Annotated in this window: 14 protein-coding genes; 12 read left to right on the forward strand and 2 right to left on the reverse strand. The window is 50.2% G+C overall.

Annotated features, from left to right (window positions below; translation table 11 throughout):
• The first annotated feature begins 41 nt into the window (after positions 1-41).
• Both glmU and L6758_RS09965 read left to right on the forward strand, forming a co-directional pair.
• The gene (glmU, locus tag L6758_RS09960; protein WP_272878586.1) at positions 42-1,517 is read left to right on the forward strand and encodes a bifunctional UDP-N-acetylglucosamine diphosphorylase/glucosamine-1-phosphate N-acetyltransferase GlmU; all 1,476 of its coding nucleotides are present in this window, start codon (positions 42-44) and stop codon (positions 1,515-1,517) included.
• Between the two features lie 5 nt (positions 1,518-1,522).
• Positions 1,523-2,506: a ribose-phosphate diphosphokinase gene (locus L6758_RS09965; RefSeq protein ID WP_237205897.1), complete on the forward strand. Its 984-nt coding sequence runs from the start codon at positions 1,523-1,525 to the stop codon at positions 2,504-2,506.
• Between the two features lie 66 nt (positions 2,507-2,572).
• Here L6758_RS09965 and L6758_RS09970 read toward each other — a convergent pair whose 3' ends face one another.
• Both L6758_RS09970 and L6758_RS09975 read right to left on the reverse strand, forming a co-directional pair.
• Entirely contained in the window at positions 2,573-4,021 is a 1,449-nt protein-coding gene (locus L6758_RS09970; protein ID WP_237205896.1) for a lipopolysaccharide biosynthesis protein, read from the reverse strand.
• Positions 4,021-5,133 (reverse strand): polysaccharide pyruvyl transferase family protein, encoded by a 1,113-nt coding sequence (locus tag L6758_RS09975; protein ID WP_237205895.1) that lies wholly within the window; start codon positions 5,131-5,133, stop codon positions 4,021-4,023. Before L6758_RS09975 ends, L6758_RS09970 begins: the two co-directional genes overlap by 1 nt.
• Positions 5,134-5,375: 242 nt before the next feature.
• Here L6758_RS09975 and L6758_RS09980 point away from each other — a divergent pair, with 242 nt between their 5' ends.
• Genes L6758_RS09980 through L6758_RS10025 form a run of 10 tightly spaced genes read left to right on the forward strand, consistent with a single transcriptional unit; the run spans position 5,376 to position 16,526 of the window.
• A complete protein-coding gene (locus L6758_RS09980; protein ID WP_237205936.1) occupies positions 5,376-6,599 on the forward strand; it encodes a Coenzyme F420 hydrogenase/dehydrogenase, beta subunit C-terminal domain in 1,224 nt (407 codons plus the stop codon).
• A 35-nt stretch (positions 6,600-6,634) separates the two neighbouring features.
• Positions 6,635-7,567, forward strand: coding sequence for a glycosyltransferase family 2 protein (locus tag L6758_RS09985; RefSeq protein WP_237205894.1), 933 nt, complete (start codon positions 6,635-6,637; stop codon positions 7,565-7,567).
• Positions 7,564-8,106: an acyltransferase gene (locus L6758_RS09990; RefSeq protein WP_237205893.1), complete on the forward strand. Its 543-nt coding sequence runs from the start codon at positions 7,564-7,566 to the stop codon at positions 8,104-8,106. Before L6758_RS09985 ends, L6758_RS09990 begins: the two co-directional genes overlap by 4 nt.
• A 15-nt stretch (positions 8,107-8,121) precedes the next feature.
• Complete coding sequence (locus L6758_RS09995; RefSeq protein ID WP_237205892.1) at positions 8,122-9,135, forward strand: NAD-dependent epimerase/dehydratase family protein; 1,014 nt, start codon at positions 8,122-8,124, stop codon at positions 9,133-9,135.
• Positions 9,136-10,140 carry a CgeB family protein gene (locus L6758_RS10000; RefSeq protein WP_237205891.1) on the forward strand — a complete coding sequence of 335 codons (1,005 nt, stop codon included), beginning with the start codon at positions 9,136-9,138 and terminating at the stop codon, positions 10,138-10,140.
• The gene (locus L6758_RS10005; protein ID WP_237205890.1) at positions 10,131-11,204 is read left to right on the forward strand and encodes an RNA-binding protein; all 1,074 of its coding nucleotides are present in this window, start codon (positions 10,131-10,133) and stop codon (positions 11,202-11,204) included. The genes L6758_RS10000 and L6758_RS10005 overlap by 10 nt, the downstream gene beginning before the upstream one ends.
• Entirely contained in the window at positions 11,205-11,924 is a 720-nt protein-coding gene (locus tag L6758_RS10010) for an acylneuraminate cytidylyltransferase family protein (protein ID WP_237205889.1), read from the forward strand.
• Positions 11,925-11,930: 6 nt separating this feature from the next.
• Positions 11,931-14,174: an N-acetylneuraminate synthase family protein gene (locus L6758_RS10015; protein ID WP_237205888.1), complete on the forward strand. Its 2,244-nt coding sequence runs from the start codon at positions 11,931-11,933 to the stop codon at positions 14,172-14,174.
• Between the two features lie 29 nt (positions 14,175-14,203).
• Positions 14,204-15,307: a glycosyltransferase gene (locus L6758_RS10020; protein WP_237218647.1), complete on the forward strand. Its 1,104-nt coding sequence runs from the start codon at positions 14,204-14,206 to the stop codon at positions 15,305-15,307.
• The gene (locus tag L6758_RS10025) at positions 15,300-16,526 is read left to right on the forward strand and encodes an O-antigen ligase family protein (RefSeq protein WP_237205886.1); all 1,227 of its coding nucleotides are present in this window, start codon (positions 15,300-15,302) and stop codon (positions 16,524-16,526) included. Before L6758_RS10020 ends, L6758_RS10025 begins: the two co-directional genes overlap by 8 nt.
• Positions 16,527-16,560: the final 34 nt, after the last annotated feature.

Consider the following 16,560-nt stretch of genomic DNA (forward strand, 5'->3'; position numbering starts at 1 on the left):
AAAGCGACTGGGGAGTTCACTCGCTCAAGGAGTACCAACTAGTGACTGCTACTGCTTCAGTTCCGTCCGCTGTTATTGTTCTAGCTGCCGGAGCTGGAACCCGCATGAAGTCCTCTACCCCCAAGGTCATGCACCCCATCGGCGGGCGCTCCATGGTAGAACACGCGGTAGCTGTAGCTCGTGAGCTTAACCCCAAGAATCTGGCCGTTGTTGTGCGTCACCAGCGCGATAAGGTAGCTGCTCACGTCACCGCTTTTGATGCTGACGTCACCATCGTTGACCAGGACGAGATCCCCGGTACCGGCCGCGCCGTTGAAGTTGGCCTGCTGGGCCTGGATGCTGAAGCTGGAGAAGTCGAAGGTACCGTTGTGGTGACCTACGGTGACGTTCCCCTGCTCAAGACCGAGACTCTGCGTAAGCTTATTGCCTTCCACGAAGAAGGTAAGAACGCCGTCACCGTTCTGACAACCCATATTGATGAGCCCGGTTCCTACGGCCGTATCGTCCGCAACGAAGCAGGCGAAGTAACCGCTATCGTCGAAGCCAAGGACGCCACCCCTGAGCAACTTGCTATCACCGAGATCAATTCCGGTATTTATGCTTTTGACGCAAAGGTTCTGCGCGACTCGCTGACCCGCGTCACCACCGACAATGCCCAGGGCGAAAAGTACATCACCGACGTCCTTTCCATTGCCCGCGAGGACGGCTACCGCACCAGTGCTCTAGACATCGAAGACCGCTGGGAAGTTGAGGGTGCTAATGACCGGGTGCAGCTGGCTCAGCTGGGGCGTAAGCTCAACGATCGTCTAACCCACGCGCATATGGTCGCAGGTGTTACTATCGTTGACCCCGAATCCACCTGGATTGACGTTACTGTAACCATCGAAAACGATGTAACCATTCTGCCCGGTACCCACCTGCACGGCACCACCCACATCGCAACTGGCTCCGTCATCGGCCCCGACACCACTCTGACCAACGTCAAGGTAGGGGAGAACGTGACTATCTCCCGCACCGAGGGCTCTGACTCAGAAATCGCTGACGGCGCTACCGTTGGCCCCTTCGCCTACCTGCGCCCCGGCACCAAGCTTGGCCCCAAGGGCAAGATTGGCACCTTCGTTGAAACCAAGAATGCCGAAATTGGCGCCGGTTCAAAGCTGCCCCACCTCTCCTATGCCGGGGATGTCACCATCGGCGAAAATTCCAATATCGGTGCAGCATCAATCTTTGTAAACTACGACGGCGTGAATAAGCATCGCTCCACCGTAGGGAACAATGTCCGAATGGGATCCGACAACATGTATGTCGCACCCGTACATATCGGAGATGGCGCGTATTCTGGAGCTGGAACCGTCATCCGCAAGGACGTCCCTGCAGGCGCCCTAGCAATTAACGAAGCCCCTCAGCGCAACATCGAACGCTGGGTCATTGAAAAGCGAGCCGGTACTGACGCCGCAGAAGCAGCCCAGGCTGCACTGGAAGCGGAATCAGCCAGCTCAGTTAAGGAAAGCGAATAGCAGTAATGACTGAGATTACGAATCCAGGCGAAAAGAAGATGGCGCTGGTCTCAGGCCGTGCCCACCCCGAACTCGCTGAACAGATTGCAGCGGAACTGGGGAACGAAGTTCTTCCTTCATCCGCCTACACCTTCGCCAACGGGGAAACCTACGTCCGTTTCGAGGATTCAGTGCGAGGGAAGGACGCTTTCGTAATCCAGTCCCACCCGGCACCGATTAACGACGCCATCATGGAACAGCTGATCATGATTGACTCGCTCAAGCGTGCCTCAGCTCGTTCTATCACCGTGGTCTCCCCCTTCTACCCCTACGCCCGTCAGGACAAGAAGCACAAGGGCCGCGAACCCATCTCAGCACGCCTGATCTCAGACCTCTACAAGACTGCCGGCGCCCACCGCCTGATGAGCGTTGACCTTCACACCGCTCAGATCCAGGGTTTCTTCGACGGCCCCGTTGACCACCTGATGGCTATCCCCCTGCTCGCTGAGTACGTAGCAAGCAAGGTCGATACCGATAACGTCACCGTGGTTTCACCCGACACCGGCCGTGTGCGCGTTGCTGAGCAGTGGGCTGAACTCCTTGGCGGCGCCCCGTTGGCTTTCGTCCACAAGACTCGCGATGTCAACGTGCCCAATCAGGCTGTTTCTAAGACCGTTGTGGGTGATATCAAGGGCCGTACCTGCGTGCTTATTGACGACATGATTGATACCGGTGGCACTATCGCCGGTGCAGTACGTGTGCTTAAGGAGCACGGTGCTAAGGACGTCATCATCGCAGCTACCCATGCTGTTTTCTCGGACCCTGCTGCTGAGCGTCTTGCTAACTGCGGGGCTAGCGAAGTTGTTGTTACCAACACTCTGCCGCTCAAGCCCGAACAGACTTTCGACAATCTGACTGTACTGTCAATTGCTCCCTTGCTAGCTCGTGCTATCAAGGAAGTCTTTGATGAGGGCTCTGTGACTAGCCTGTTTGATGGGCGGGCTAACTAAGAACCAATTTAATGGCTGTGGGCGGCAAGATAATATCTTGCCGCCCACAGCCGTCTTTATAAATATCTATTTAGATAATATTGTGCGGAAGTTTGTGTAGAGGGACTGGAAGTCTCGCCGGTAGACAGGGCTAATTGCTAGTAGAGCTACAAAGCATATATAGATAGTTGTTGCTGCCAAAATATTAATGATTTCGGGGAAGCTTAGGAGTCTAGCTACGAGCCAGGTAAGAGCAGCGCAGGCTCCTAGCCCTAGAATAATTCTAAGAGAAGTTAGATAGAGAGGCTTGGTGTTAAAACCAGTTACTCTGAAACAGATGTAGAAGGACAAGGGCCATAAGATTAAAGGAGCAGTAGCGTAAACTGCTGCCACAGCTAAATATCCAAATGGTAGGGCTACTATAAATAATGCTAGTCTGACAGCAGCAGAAATTAGCGTATACTTCATGAGCGCACCAGACTTGCCTTTAGATAAGTAAATCCATCCACCGGCTGATGCAAGATTAGAAATACTATCTCCAATAGCAAATATTGTGAGTAGAGGTATAACAATATCCCATCCATTACCCAATGCAACGGGTACTAGGTCTGAGGAATTTATAGCTACCCACAAACTTAAAAAAGTGATTGGATATAAAAACGTTATTTGAGCTTTTGTGACATATTTAGTGAATTGAAAATCAGAATCTTGGATTTTACTAAGAGTGCTCAGCGCAACCAAGTTTAATGGATTGCGGAATCCGTTCATTGGAATTCGTACTAGTTGCATCGCGCGATTATAGTTACCGAGCAGCTCAGTTCCGAAAACACGACCAATCAGTATGTTATCTAGATTTTGCGCAAGATACGTGAGAATGCTCGATCCGAACAGAGGAAGCCCAAAACTATAGAAGTGTTTCATAGGAACATTCTTATTCCAGCGTTTTGGGAGCCAGCCTGCGAGAGCAGCCATAAATATCAGGGAGAGTACTGAATTCAGGAGCTGCTGAGTAATGATGGCCCAATAGCCCCAACCCGAGGAGGCTACCCATAACGCCCCTAGAAGAGCAAGTATTCCTCCAATGGCGTCAAAGGTAGCTAATATACCCATTTTGAGCTCTCTTACGAGAGAGACACGGAACTGGGTGGTGGCCCCAGATAAGAGGAACGTAATCGAGAGCGATAGGGTAATCCATAGAATTTCTGGTTGCTTGTAGAACCAGGCAAGCAAAGGTGCTATTGCTGCTATGATGATCGCACATATTAAACCAAGCGCAGAGTTAATCCACCATAGATTTGATTGTTGCGCACCTGATAAATCTTTAGACTGGACGCTCGCTGTTGATAAACCCATATCTTTAAATAGTTCTGCTATGCCAATAAAAGCAAGAACCATTGCAACCAAGCCGTAATCTTCAGGACTGAGAATTCTAGAGAGAAGAACCAGAGAAACTAAGTTAATACCTAGCTTTCCGAACTGCCCAATAATTCCTGCTAGGGCTCCACGTCCGCCAGCTTTGCCAAGTGCAGAGCTCATTATGAAATCACAGCTTGACGAAGGGTATCAGCGGCTTCGCTTATTAAATCGTCGGCATACATGCGAACCTTATGAGCCTCATCAGCTAATATTTTTTCTTGTGAAACGAGGGTAACAATGTCGTCAGGATTTACAGGTCCGTTCATGAGGTTAAATGTGTGTTCCCACTGGAGCTGTTTGAGTAACGGGTCAAATTTACGGGAATATGCCAAAGCGATAGCTGGTGTTCCCATGGAAATAGCATTTAAACATGCGTGCATACGGGCAGCGATGACTAAGCGAGCCGATCCTACAATCTCACGTACTTCCTCGAGTGTTTGAGGGACTACGGTTTCTATGTCAGGGTAATCACACGCTAAATCTTCGAGAGGGTACTCGTCATTATCAATTCGAGAAGTTTGGTCTTCTCCTCTGAGCACATGCGGTAAGAGCGTTACCTTCCGCCCTTCTGCTTGTAGTTTATCTAGAAGGGATTTAACAAGCAGACGATATTCAACGTAATCGACATGGGGGTTTTCGTCCCAGAGTAAGCCTGAGACATTGAGCAAGACGTCGTATTTTTTCTCTAAAGATTGATGTGGCAATGCGAAGACGACATCTGTTACGAGGTCATCAGGGGTTCGGAAGAGTTTTTGTGAGAAGGAGTAACTCTTAGGATCACGTGCCATAACAATTTGCGCTCTTTTGAGAGAGAGTAAGCCAAAAATTTTTCCTAGGATACTATCGAAAGGGCCGATAGTTTGGGGCCCTAATACGACTGGAATCCCATAAACAGGGGCTAGCCAACTCAGAAAACTGGTTTTAATCTGGCGTTTTATCCCGTAGATGTCGGTGAAACTATCGCCGCCGCGCATATCGATGATGAGGTCGAAACCTTTAATCCACTGATTAAATTGACTGTTTTTACGGAGGGATTCTTTAAGCAAAGTTTTTAGTAGCGAAATATTAAGAGGTCCGTCATTACTTGGTAAATTAGCAGCCCCCGTCCCGTGAAAACGAACATCAGTATCAGGACCGAAAGCCTGTTTCGCTAGTTCTTTAGCGCCTTGCCCTAGAGCTGCCACACCGAGATTGGGATGAGCCTCGTTGGCCCATAAGATAAGTACTCGCATAACTTCCTCCAAAGGGTTGAGTGCACTGTGTTTCTGACCAGCCTAGGCCCACAATATAATCCAACTGATAGTATAACTACTCTAGACTACCGCAGTTGACAGGGGTCTCAACCATAGTTGTGAGGCTTATGATTGATTCCAGATACCCTATGCATCAAGACCAGAGACTCTTATAACTGCTGTGCTGAGCGTGGAAGGCATTAGACTTGAAGACGAGCAGATTACGAGAGAGGCTTGGTGTGATGGGTTCATTCCATGATTCAATTCAAAAGGTTGTTGACGCACAGATGTGCACAGGCTGCGGCCTATGTGCAGCTATGAGCAATACAGTGGTGATGCAAGAACATCATGGGTTCCAGCGCCCTCAGATAGTGGAGCCAGTTACTGCTGAAAGTGACAAAGAACTAGCTTCTTGCTTCAAAACAGCTTGTCCAGGGTTGAGTGTTTCTGCCGTAAGAAATGAGGGTGCACAAAGGCATGAGATCCTCGGCCCGGTTGTAGGAATATGGGAAGCTTATGCAGCGGACGAAAATGTTCGTAATCAGGCTAGTAGCGGTGGAGTTCTAACTGCTCTCAATTTATTTCTTATCGAGTCGGGTCGTTCCTCCCAAATTGTATCGGCTGGGGCGGACCCTCAGAATCCACGTAAAACTATTCCGGTAAAAATAATGACTCGTGAGCAGGCATTAGCATCTGCTGGGTCTCGATATGCTCCAACTAGTACCCTTAGCCATAAAGATGCTTTTCTCCCGGGTGCTGCGGTTACGGGAAAACCATGCGAAATCAGCGCGCGACGTGCTTACGATAAAGTTACGGGAAGAGAATCACCCTTCCTTATGAGTTTTTTCTGTGCAGGAACCCCCTCCCAAGAAGCGACTGATGATTTAATTGAGAAATTGGGCATTTCACGGGATGAACCCCTAGCCCGTCTTTGGTACCGAGGCAATGGATGGCCTGGTGAATTTACAGCAAAGTCAGTTAAAGGCAGAGTTGTCTCAACCTCTTATTCGGATTCGTGGGGTGCTGCTTTAGGTCCGACAGTGCAATGGCGCTGTCGTGTCTGTCCTGACGGGGTGGGAGAGTCTGCTGATATTACTGCAGGTGATTTCTGGGAAGCCGATGAAAAAGGTTACCCTGAGTTTTCTGATAAGCCGGGTCGGAGTGTTCTCATTGCTCGCACCCAGCGAGGCTATGAGCTAGTTCAGGAAGCCTATAAAGCAGGTGTAATTAAAATTGCCCCTACAGACCCAGATGTTGTGGCGGCCATGCAACCCTATCAGACTGCTCGCCGTAAATTCCTCCTGGCAAGACTGGTGGGTAGTCGTATTTTCTTAGGCGCGGCTCCTCGAACTCCCGGCTTCGGCGTAGTAATAAGTGCACTAAGGAACCCAAGAAAATCTTATCGCGAGTTGCGAGGAACTATTTCTCGCATCCGGCACCGCCAACGCAGCGGAATTGTTAGTTAGTCTATGAGCTCTAAGATGAGGACGGTTATGAGGTTATGAAGAGATTATCTGTTGTCATTCCATTTTATGGGAACCCAGAAGATACGATTAATCTAGTACATCAGTTGCAGGAACAGATTTGTTCTAAATCTTTTGAGATTATTGTTTCTGATGATGCTTCGCCCATTCCTTTCCCTCAGGTAGAGGGAGTGACTGTAGTACGTCGTGAATTCAACGGTGGATTCGGGGCAAACGTTAATACAGGGGTTGAAGCCGCGACAGGTGAGTGGATTCTTATCCTTAATAGTGACCTTACTTTGCCGGCTAATTTCTTAGCGAATATATTGTCTGCGGGGGAAGAGGAAAAGAGCCGTGCTGAGGGGCGCGGCGTTATTCTCGCTCCGCACATTGTTGGGCATAGTGGGGAGTCGCAATGGGTAGGGCGTAAATTTCCTACTACGATGCATCATGCCTGGGAGTGGTTTACACCCGTGGCACGTTTCCGAAATACTAAGTTCTGGCATTATATGGTTGGCCATGATTTGGCCTGTACGGGTGGGCAACGGGCTACTCCTGACTGGTTAATGGGTGCCTGCATGCTTTTACCTCGAGATCTTTATCTTGAGGTTGGAGGCATGGACGAATCGTTTTTCATGAACAGTGAAGAAGTAGATTTACAGTACAGACTGGCCTTTTTGGGCATTCCCCGTATTTTTCGAGGGGATATCATAGTCTCCCATATCGGCGGAGGATCCTCGGGCACATCAAGGCAACGTCTTCAATGGGTTACTAATTCACGATTCAAGTATGAAGAAAAATGGGGGAATCCCCGTAGACTAAAAATATCGCTTATAGTAGTTACCTTTATAAACTATATTTTTAATATCGTTCGGTCAACACGTAACCACGCTATTACCCCACAAATAATCCTTAAGAATGAGCTCTCCGCAATTCGTACCGCTTCTCAACAGCTAGGTGAAACATTATGAATATTGCTCGTATACTAACCGAAGTTCCGGCATCTATCCGATGGCATGTAGGTTCAGTATTCTCAAGAGTATTATATTCAAATGCTCTGGGTTCGTCGGGAAAATCTCTTAAAATTATATCTCCGCTTAAAATCGTGGGTACTGAGAACATGTACTTTGGTAAAAATGTGCTGATTCGAGAAGGTGCCTGGCTGCAGACCGAGGCTGGTGGCTGTCTAAGAATCGGTAATCATTTTCATCTGGGGCATTACGGTCATCTACATGCTGTGGCTGATATAACAATTGGAGACGGATGTTTATTTGGTGATAATGTCATGATTAATACCGGTGTTCATACGCCTGGTAACCTGAGTCAAATTACTCACCGGGGACCTATTCACATTGGAAATAATGTTTTTCTGGGGCGAAACGTTATAGTTTTAGGAGGAGTAACTATTGGTGATGGTTCTACCGTTGGTGCCGGTGCAATTGTTACTAAAGATGTTCCCGCGGGTGCTGTCGTTGCTGGCGTCCCAGCTAAATCAATCAATCGTAAATAACTATCAGAGGAAACTATGAAGATTCTTATTACCGGTGGTGTTGGCTTTATTGGCCTAAAACTATCTCAGAAACTAGTTAAAATGGGTCATTCTGTGTATGCCCTTGACAGTTTACTTGAGCAAGTTCACCAAGATATCGAAGCGGAGAAAGCCCAATTTCCTGGTGAGATTATTGTAGGCGATGTTGCAGATCAAGAAGCCTGGGATAACCTTCCCCCTGCTGAAGCTATTATTCACTTAGCTGCGGAAACAGGTACTGCTCAATCTATGTATGAGACTGACCGGTATCGTCGTGTTAATATTGAAGGCACTCGTTATGCTGCTGAGAAAGCAGTGGAATGGGGGGTACCAATTATTTCCTTAAGTTCTCGTGCCGTCTATGGTGAAGGTTTCAAAAATCGAGGGACTACCGAAAACGATGCCCATGAACCTCTTTCCGTGTATGGCGAGACTAAATCTGTGGGTGAAGACGTGGTTAAAGAGGTGACCCAGGGCAAGGTACCGGCATTTATTATTCGACCTCAGAATGTTATCGGTCCCGGTCAAGCTCTGCATAACCCTTATACTGGAGTCTTGGCCGCGTTTTTGGCTCGCCTTCGTGAAGGAAAGAACCTATCTGTATATGGAGATGGCACTGCAACTCGTGACTTCGTTCATGTGGAAGATGTCGCAGATTTTATTATTTGGGCTCTGAATAATCAGCCTAGCCTAGAAGAATCCCCCCGTATTCTGAATTTGGGTTCAGGTGAGCGGATTACTTTAGATCAGCTTGCTCAGTTCTCTATCGACGCAGTTCCAGGCGGCTCCGAGGCCGTTATCGAACATGTTGATATTAAACGGGCCGGAGATATTGATCATGCACTTGCTGATATGAGCTACGCCTATTCTCTGGGTGCTCCTCAAGCTAAATGGAGCACTCGAGAGTCTATCGCTGACTTTATTACGAAGTCTTGGGAAGTTCCTGGTGCCAAAAGCGAAAGCTGGGATACAGCTCTCGAAGAATTGACTGAGAGAGGTCTGACCGATTAAATGTCTTCCCCTAAAATTTTACTCGTTTCTCCGGTCTTTCATGGGTACTGGCAAACTATTGAAAGTTCACTCAAGAAGCTGGGGTATGAGCTCACTGCGCATATCTATGATGCACCGGGAAATATTCTAGAGCGTATACGGAATAAAGCTCTGCATGATTTACCTGATCGTTTACGTCCGGCTCAATTCGAGAGCCTCGTGACTGAATCTGCGATTAAACGTTTTCAGGAAGTCAAGCCTGATATTGTCTTGGTTGTTAAAGGTGACCAACTGGGGCAAGAATGGTGGGATATTGTAAATTCATCGAATGTGCAACTTGTAACCTGGATGTACGATGAGTTTCGTAGAATGCGTTACTCAGATAAAGATTTTGATCTAAATCTTCTCGGAGAAATTGCAAGTTACAGCCCTCTTGACGTGAAGAATCTTTTAGAGAGCGGCTATTCAGCAATTGAGGTTCCCCTTGCATACGATGCTGACTTGCCTATCAAGCCACAAAATGAAGAAGCTATCACCTTTGTGGGAGCACGCTACCCTGGGCGTGAAGCGATGCTTTCAGCTTTACATTCTTCTGGTGTGCCCGTTAAAGCCTTTGGCAAGCAGTGGTCGCGTCACTGGTGGGATGTGGCCCGTACTCGTAACTTTAAGCATCCTGGTATCTCTACAGGCCGAGACCTGGACCGTCCACATGCTTACGGGGTGATGGCAGGGTCTCCTGCCACTCTTAACATCCATGGTGATCAAGATGGGTTTACTATGCGCACTTTCGAAGCCTCAGGTGTAGGTGGTTTACAGATTGTTGATCGGCTTGATATCGATCGCTATTATGAGCCGGGTGTAGAAGTATTGACTTATTCGTCCGAGGAAGAGCTGATCGAAATATGTCAACGAGTTTTTAACGATCCCTCGTGGGCTAAAAAAATCCGTCAAGCAGGGAAAAAGAGGACTCTCTCTGACCATACTTTTGATGAGCGGGTAAAAATTCTGGAGACGCTGTGGAAGTAAATGCCAAATCAGGTCTGCTGATTCCTGAAGATATTAACCAATGGCGTAAATGGCAGCAATCTGTCGGCGAATTTAGGAATTTAAAAAGACTCGCTAAGAGAGTCTCCTTAAATTCTGTAAAGCATAACGCCCCGTCTCATGAGACTGTCTTTGTGAATCGAAGAAGAGGGGAAGGGGCTCAGGCACTCGTAGCTCTCGATAGTGCTAACATAACCTCCTTAAAATCTCTCATCGATCCGTTAGAATTCGTAGCCAACCCGGTAGTCGTAATTTCCACTATGGACGTACACCAATTACTACCCGGAGAAGAATGGACCGTTGAGGAAGTTGATATTTCTCAGGCTCTATCTACTATTTCACCGAGATTAATCATTTCTGCTGGCCACTACCTTATGCTGGGTGCTTTAACTTTTAAAATGGCTCAGGAACTGAAGGTTCCCTATGCGGTTTCCCAGCACGGTCTCATCACACCATTTGCGCCCCCTCTGCCGTCGAATTCGCATCTTCTAGCTTTTAGTCAGGCTGATGCTGAGTTTTGGATTTCGGGCCGTAGTGATCTTACGTATGATGTGGTAGGTTCACAGCTGTTCTGGGAGGCAGCTCAGAAGCCAAAGGTGGAACTACCTGAGGAAGAGCAACAACCTATTTTTCTCGGGCAGATGCATGGGGCTGAGCTACCACGCCGCTCCTATGCTCGGGCAGGGTTCCAGTTTTGCCAGCAAACCGGGGCGCGTTACAGACCTCACCCTAACGAAAAAGATAAACTATCTGTACTAACCCACGCTCTATGGGAGAAAATGGGAATAGCCATTGACCGTGGTGGGGAGCCCCTTAACACGCTCACTAACCCCGTGGTATCTATTTTTTCCACGGGTGTTCTTGAAGCCGCGATAAGGGGAGTCCCTGCCTGGGTCTACCACCCTAACCCTCCTGCTTGGGTTCAGGAATTCTGGGAGCGTTACGGTCTGCACCAATGGGAAGACACTCCCACACCAGCACCTGCTGTGCCCGCTGTGCCCCCCGCACAAGTTATCGCAGCTTACTTAGAGGAGAAACTACAGTAGATGCGCGTTTTATGCGTTATACCCGTTCGCGGCGGGTCCAAGGGAATTCCCCGAAAGAACCTTAAGCCCATCGCAGGTAAGCCCCTCGTTGCTTGGACCATTGAACAGGCCCTTGCTGCTCAGACTGAGCTGGAAGGCGAACACCTGGTCGATGTGCTGGTCTCAACCGACGACGCGGAGCTAGCTGATATTGCCAGCCAGTACGGGGCAGAGGTACCCTTCATACGCCCGGCCCACCTGGCAGAAGATACCACCGCCACCGAACCGGTGATTGAGCACGCTATCGAGTTCTACACAGCGGAGGGCAAGCGTCCGGACGCCGTCATGCTCCTGCAGGCGACCTCACCCGTCCGCCTGCCCGGCACCCTGGCCCGCGCTATCCGCCAGTTTGCTGCCTCTTCGTCAGATTCCATGGTGGGTGTTGTCCCTATCGGCCCTTTTATCTGGGCTGCTACCGAGCCACCGACTGCCCAGTACGAGGTCATGGCCCGCCCCCGCCGTCAGGAACTCACCCGTGAGACTTTCCGCTACCGCGAAAACGGTTCCATGTACATCACCAAGACTGCGCTCTACGAAACCCTGCACAACCGTCTCGGGGGTGACATTGAGCTCTTCATGCTCGACGAGGTTGAAGGCGTAGATATTGACGCCCCCATTGACTTCTCCGTCGCAGAACACCAGTTGCTTACCACACTCGCATCAGAAGAAAACGAAGGTTAAAACACCATGATTATCGAACGCAATATCACTCCCTACATCGTTTTCTCTGAGGATCCGGTGCTCACCGCTCTGCAGAAGATTTCTGCCAATGGGCAACGCATTATCTTCCTGGTTAACGAGTCAGGTGTGCTTAAGGGATCCCTGTCAGATGGCGATTTCCGCCGTTGGCTCATTGCTAACCCCACCGCGTCCCTCGAAACTAGTGCTCTTGAGGTAGCTAACCAGGGCGTTAAGACCGCTCCCATCGGTTCAGAACCCGCGGAGCTTCAAAGCGAATTTGCCAAGGGAATCAGCCACCTTCCCCTGGTAGATGAACGCGGCCACCTGGTTGCTATCGCCATGGACGAGCAGAACGTACTGCGTATCGGCCGCACTGAAATCACCGAAGACTCACCCTCCTTCATCATTGCCGAAATTGGCAACAACCACCAGGGTGACGTTGACCTGGCAAAGCGCCTGGTCGACCTGGCGGTTGATACCGGCGCGGATGCCGTTAAGTTCCAGTTGCGCGACATGGATGCCCTTTACCGCCAGAAGGGCTCAAAGTCAGCCGGTGAAGACCTGGGTGTGCAGTACACCCTTGATTTGCTCTCCCGCTTCTCTCTGACCGTTGACCAGATGTACGAGGTCTTTGACCACGTCAAACAGCACGATATGGACATCATGTGCACCCCCTGGGACGGCCCCTCCGTCCAGGCTCTGGTCGACTACGGTATTCAGGGTCTCAAGGTCGCTTCAGCTGACCTGACCAACCACGAGCTGCTGCGCGATATGGCTTCCCGCGGCCTGCCCATGCTGGTCTCCACCGGTATGAGCCGCGAAGAAGAGATCCGAGAGTCGGTTAACCTGCTGCGCTCCCTTGGCGCCTCCTACGCCCTGTTGCAGTGCCAGTCCACCTACCCCGCTCCTTTCAAGGACGTCAACCTGGCCTACATGGACCGCCTGGCTGAAATCGGTCAGTGCCTGGTGGGCTACTCGGGCCACGAACGCGGCTACCACGTGCCCATTGCGGCCGTTGCCCGCGGTGCCAAGATTATTGAAAAGCACTTCACCATCGATAAGACCCTCGAAGGCAACGACCACACCGTCTCCCTGCTGCCTGACGAGTTCAAGGCTATGGTGCAGCAGATTCGTGAGGTAGAGGAATCTATCGGTACCTCAGCCCCCCGCGAGGTCTCCACCGGTGAGCTCATGAACCGCGTCAACCTTGCTAAGTCGCTGGTTGCTACCCGCACCATTGCTAAGGGTGAGGTCGTGACCGAGGCGGACGTCGAGGTCAAGTCACCCGGCCGCGGTCTGCAGCCCAACTACCTGCCCCAGCTTCTGGGGCGCACCATGCAGCGTGAGGTTGAAGCCGGCACCTTCTTCTTCGAGGGCGATCTGAAGGACGACCTCGTGACCCGCCGCGACTTCAAGTTTGACCGCCCTTGGGGTCTGCCCGTCCGTTACCACGACTACAAGCCCCTGATTGAGGACGCCGAGCCTGACTTCCTGGAGTTCCACTTCTCCTACAAGGATCTTGAAGTCAACATCGATGAGGTCTTCGACCGCAAGCTCGACATGTCCTTTACCACCCACCTGCCCGACCTCTTCGCCGGTGACTTCCTGGTAGACCTGGCCTCTCGCGACCAGGAAACCTGGGAACGCTCCATCGCAGAGGTCCAGCGTACCATCGACATTACCCGCGATTTGACCCGCTACTTCACCGTGGACGACGACCCGGTTATGGTTGTCACCATGGGTGGCTTCACCAAGGACGGCCACATTGCACCGTCCGCCCGCGCCGACAAGTATGAGCGTATCGGCGAGGCACTGGCTAAGCTCGATACCTCAGGCGTGCGTATCGCGGCCCAGACCCTGCCCCCCTACCCCTGGCTCATGGGCGGTCAGCAGTACCACAACCTCTTCCTTGACCCCAAGGACACCGCTGACTTCTCCGACACCTACAACACCGCCCTCTGCCTGGACATCTCCCACACCATGCTGGCAGCCAACTTCCTCAAGATTCCTCTCTCAGAGGCCGTCGAGCTGCTGGCCCCCCGCTCCATCCACCTGCACCTGGTAGACGGCATCGGCGTAGACGGCGAAGGCGTACAGGTCGGTGAAGGCGACGTGGACTGGGCAGCACTCGGTAAGCAGCTGCGCGAACTGACCCCCAAGTCCTCCTTCATTCCCGAAATCTGGCAGGGCCACGTCAACAACGGCGAAGGCTTCTTCATCGCACTCGATAGGCTCGAAAAATGGCTCTAAATTCACAACAGCCTACTGTCCTCTTATGCATGCCGGTGCCCGACTTCGCAGGGGTAGCCCGCCACTTAGTAGATATTGCCCGGAACGGAATTCCTGGATACAATCTGGTCTTTTTCTGCCCTCAGGGCGAGCTGTCTGAGCATCTAGAAGGCCTGGGTGCTGACGTGCGGACTGGACTTTTCGGCCCAGACCATGGGTTTGTGGCCTCCTATAAGGCTCTGAACCGTGTTATTGAGGAGGTTAAACCTGAGCTGGTGCATACCCACCTGGCTTATGCGGATGTAGTCGCGGTAGCCGTGGTAAATGCGCGCAAGGCCCGCCACTTCGTGCAGAAGACTGTCCATGCACCTAAGCTGGTGAGCACCGAACACGGTATTGCTGTTGACGATCTTGTATACCACAAAACTGTTCGTCAGCAGAAAATTATGGAGACAGTCCACCGGGTCCGTCTATGGTTTACGGACGGCAAGATTGCTGTATCTAAGTTCAATGCGGTACAGATGCGTAAGAAGTGGGGTGCCCGCAACGTCACGGTTATACCTAACGGCGTTGATCTGGACGTCGTCGCCGATAAGGTCACCCAAAAACGAGTACCCGGTCAGCCAGGCGTACTTCGTGTAGTTTCTATGGCACGCTTAGCACCTGAGAAAAAGATTGATGTGCTCATTGATGCTTTCGCTCTGGTTCTTCAGCAGGACCCTTCTGCTCAACTTGAAATAGCTGGGAAGGGCGAATGCCTGGAGGCTCTGCAGACGCAGGTCGCAGATTTGGGTATCCAGGAGAATGTGAACTTTTCTGGCTTTAACGATCCGTTTGAGGTGATGGGACGTAACGACCTTCTCGTGCAGCTATCTATTGCGGAGAATAATTCGTATACCCTTCTTGAGGCTAAAGCGGGCGGTCTAAAAGTTATAGCAACTGCAATGGGCGGTAACCCTGAGCAGCTAGCATCTGAAGAGATGGTGCCTGCCCTCACCTCTTCAAACCGGTCAGAAATTGTTGAGGCAGCAGCCCAGAAAATTCTTGAGTTCAGCGAGAATAGCGTGAAAGATTCAGAATTTGCATGGGATTCTACTGTCCAAATGACAGAGAACATCAGTAAGAAGTACCAGGAAGTTCTAAAGCATGGCTAGTACTCTTGCAAAATCCGAGGTAAGTTTCGAAGACCGTATTGCTACTTTCCAACAGAACACGAAGGATGAAGTTAAAGATATTCTTCATGGTACTGGAAAGCTGAAAGCACTTGAGCTCATATTCGGTGGGTTGCTAGTTGTTGCTGGTATTCCGATACCTGGTCTGGGTTTCGCGGTCAATGTCGGTGCTGCTATTGTACTGATTGGTCTGAGGCTTGCTAAACCATCTCGGTATACTGTTGCAAAACTAAATATCTTTGCCGCGGTATTCCTCTTGGCCATGGTCTATATATCCGTCATGTCCTTTACAACAGGTGTTTCTACCCCAGAACAGACATTGCGACGTACTATACGTTTTATGGTGGTCGTAGGATTACTCTTCTTAATTGCGGATCACAGAGTCCATTTTAAATCGCTAATGCTCGGGCTAGGCATCGGTATGATAGTAAACGCAGTGGCGTTCTATGCTGGCGTTGCTCCTGCATACTATGGCTCTGCACTAACCGGGTGGCTAGGTGATAAAAATATTTCTGGTATGTATTATGGATTTGTGCCCATCATCCTTTTTGGTCTTTTCCATAAAAGATGGCAGAGAGTCGTAATCCTATTGATTGCTCTCCCTTTGCTTTTTGAGACTCAATCTCGAACCAGTATGGGCGGTTTCATCTTGGGTATTCTTTGGATTCTTTTCGCCCAGAGAGCCAATCTACTTCTTAAGATGATTCTTGGTTTTTTCTTTGGGTGGATTTTTGACTACATGCAAACAAATTTTGCACATCTCTCTGTATTCGGTGACCGCGAAGGTACTGACTGGTTCCGCGAGCAAATCGACATTGCGGCCTGGGCCAAGACTGAAGCTGCTCCTTGGCACGGGCTTGGGCTAGGACAGGCTACCGTTGTATTAGAGAACGGACAAAGACAATACTTTCATAACTCATTTTGGACATTGCTAGTTGAGGGCGGTTGGCCCTGGGCTATAGCAATTCTTGGGTTAACTTTCTATGCCGTATTCGTTTGGAGACAAACAAACCAGGTGAGTGCCTCTCACCGAAATATGACAGCAGAGGCTGCTACTGTCTTTCTTCTTATCTGCAGCTGGCGCCTTGGTGAGGTAATTTTAACTATCCCCTGGGGTATAGCTATTGGATATGCCCTATCTTTGACTGCTGTTCCCAAAAAAACGGCAGCTTATATGGGTGTCAAATCTAAAATTCTTTAAATCTGACAATATACACTGAGAATTTAGAGCAAGG

This window comes from Rothia nasimurium (assembly GCF_928382285.1).
Lineage (GTDB): Bacteria > Actinomycetota > Actinomycetes > Actinomycetales > Micrococcaceae > Rothia > Rothia nasimurium_E.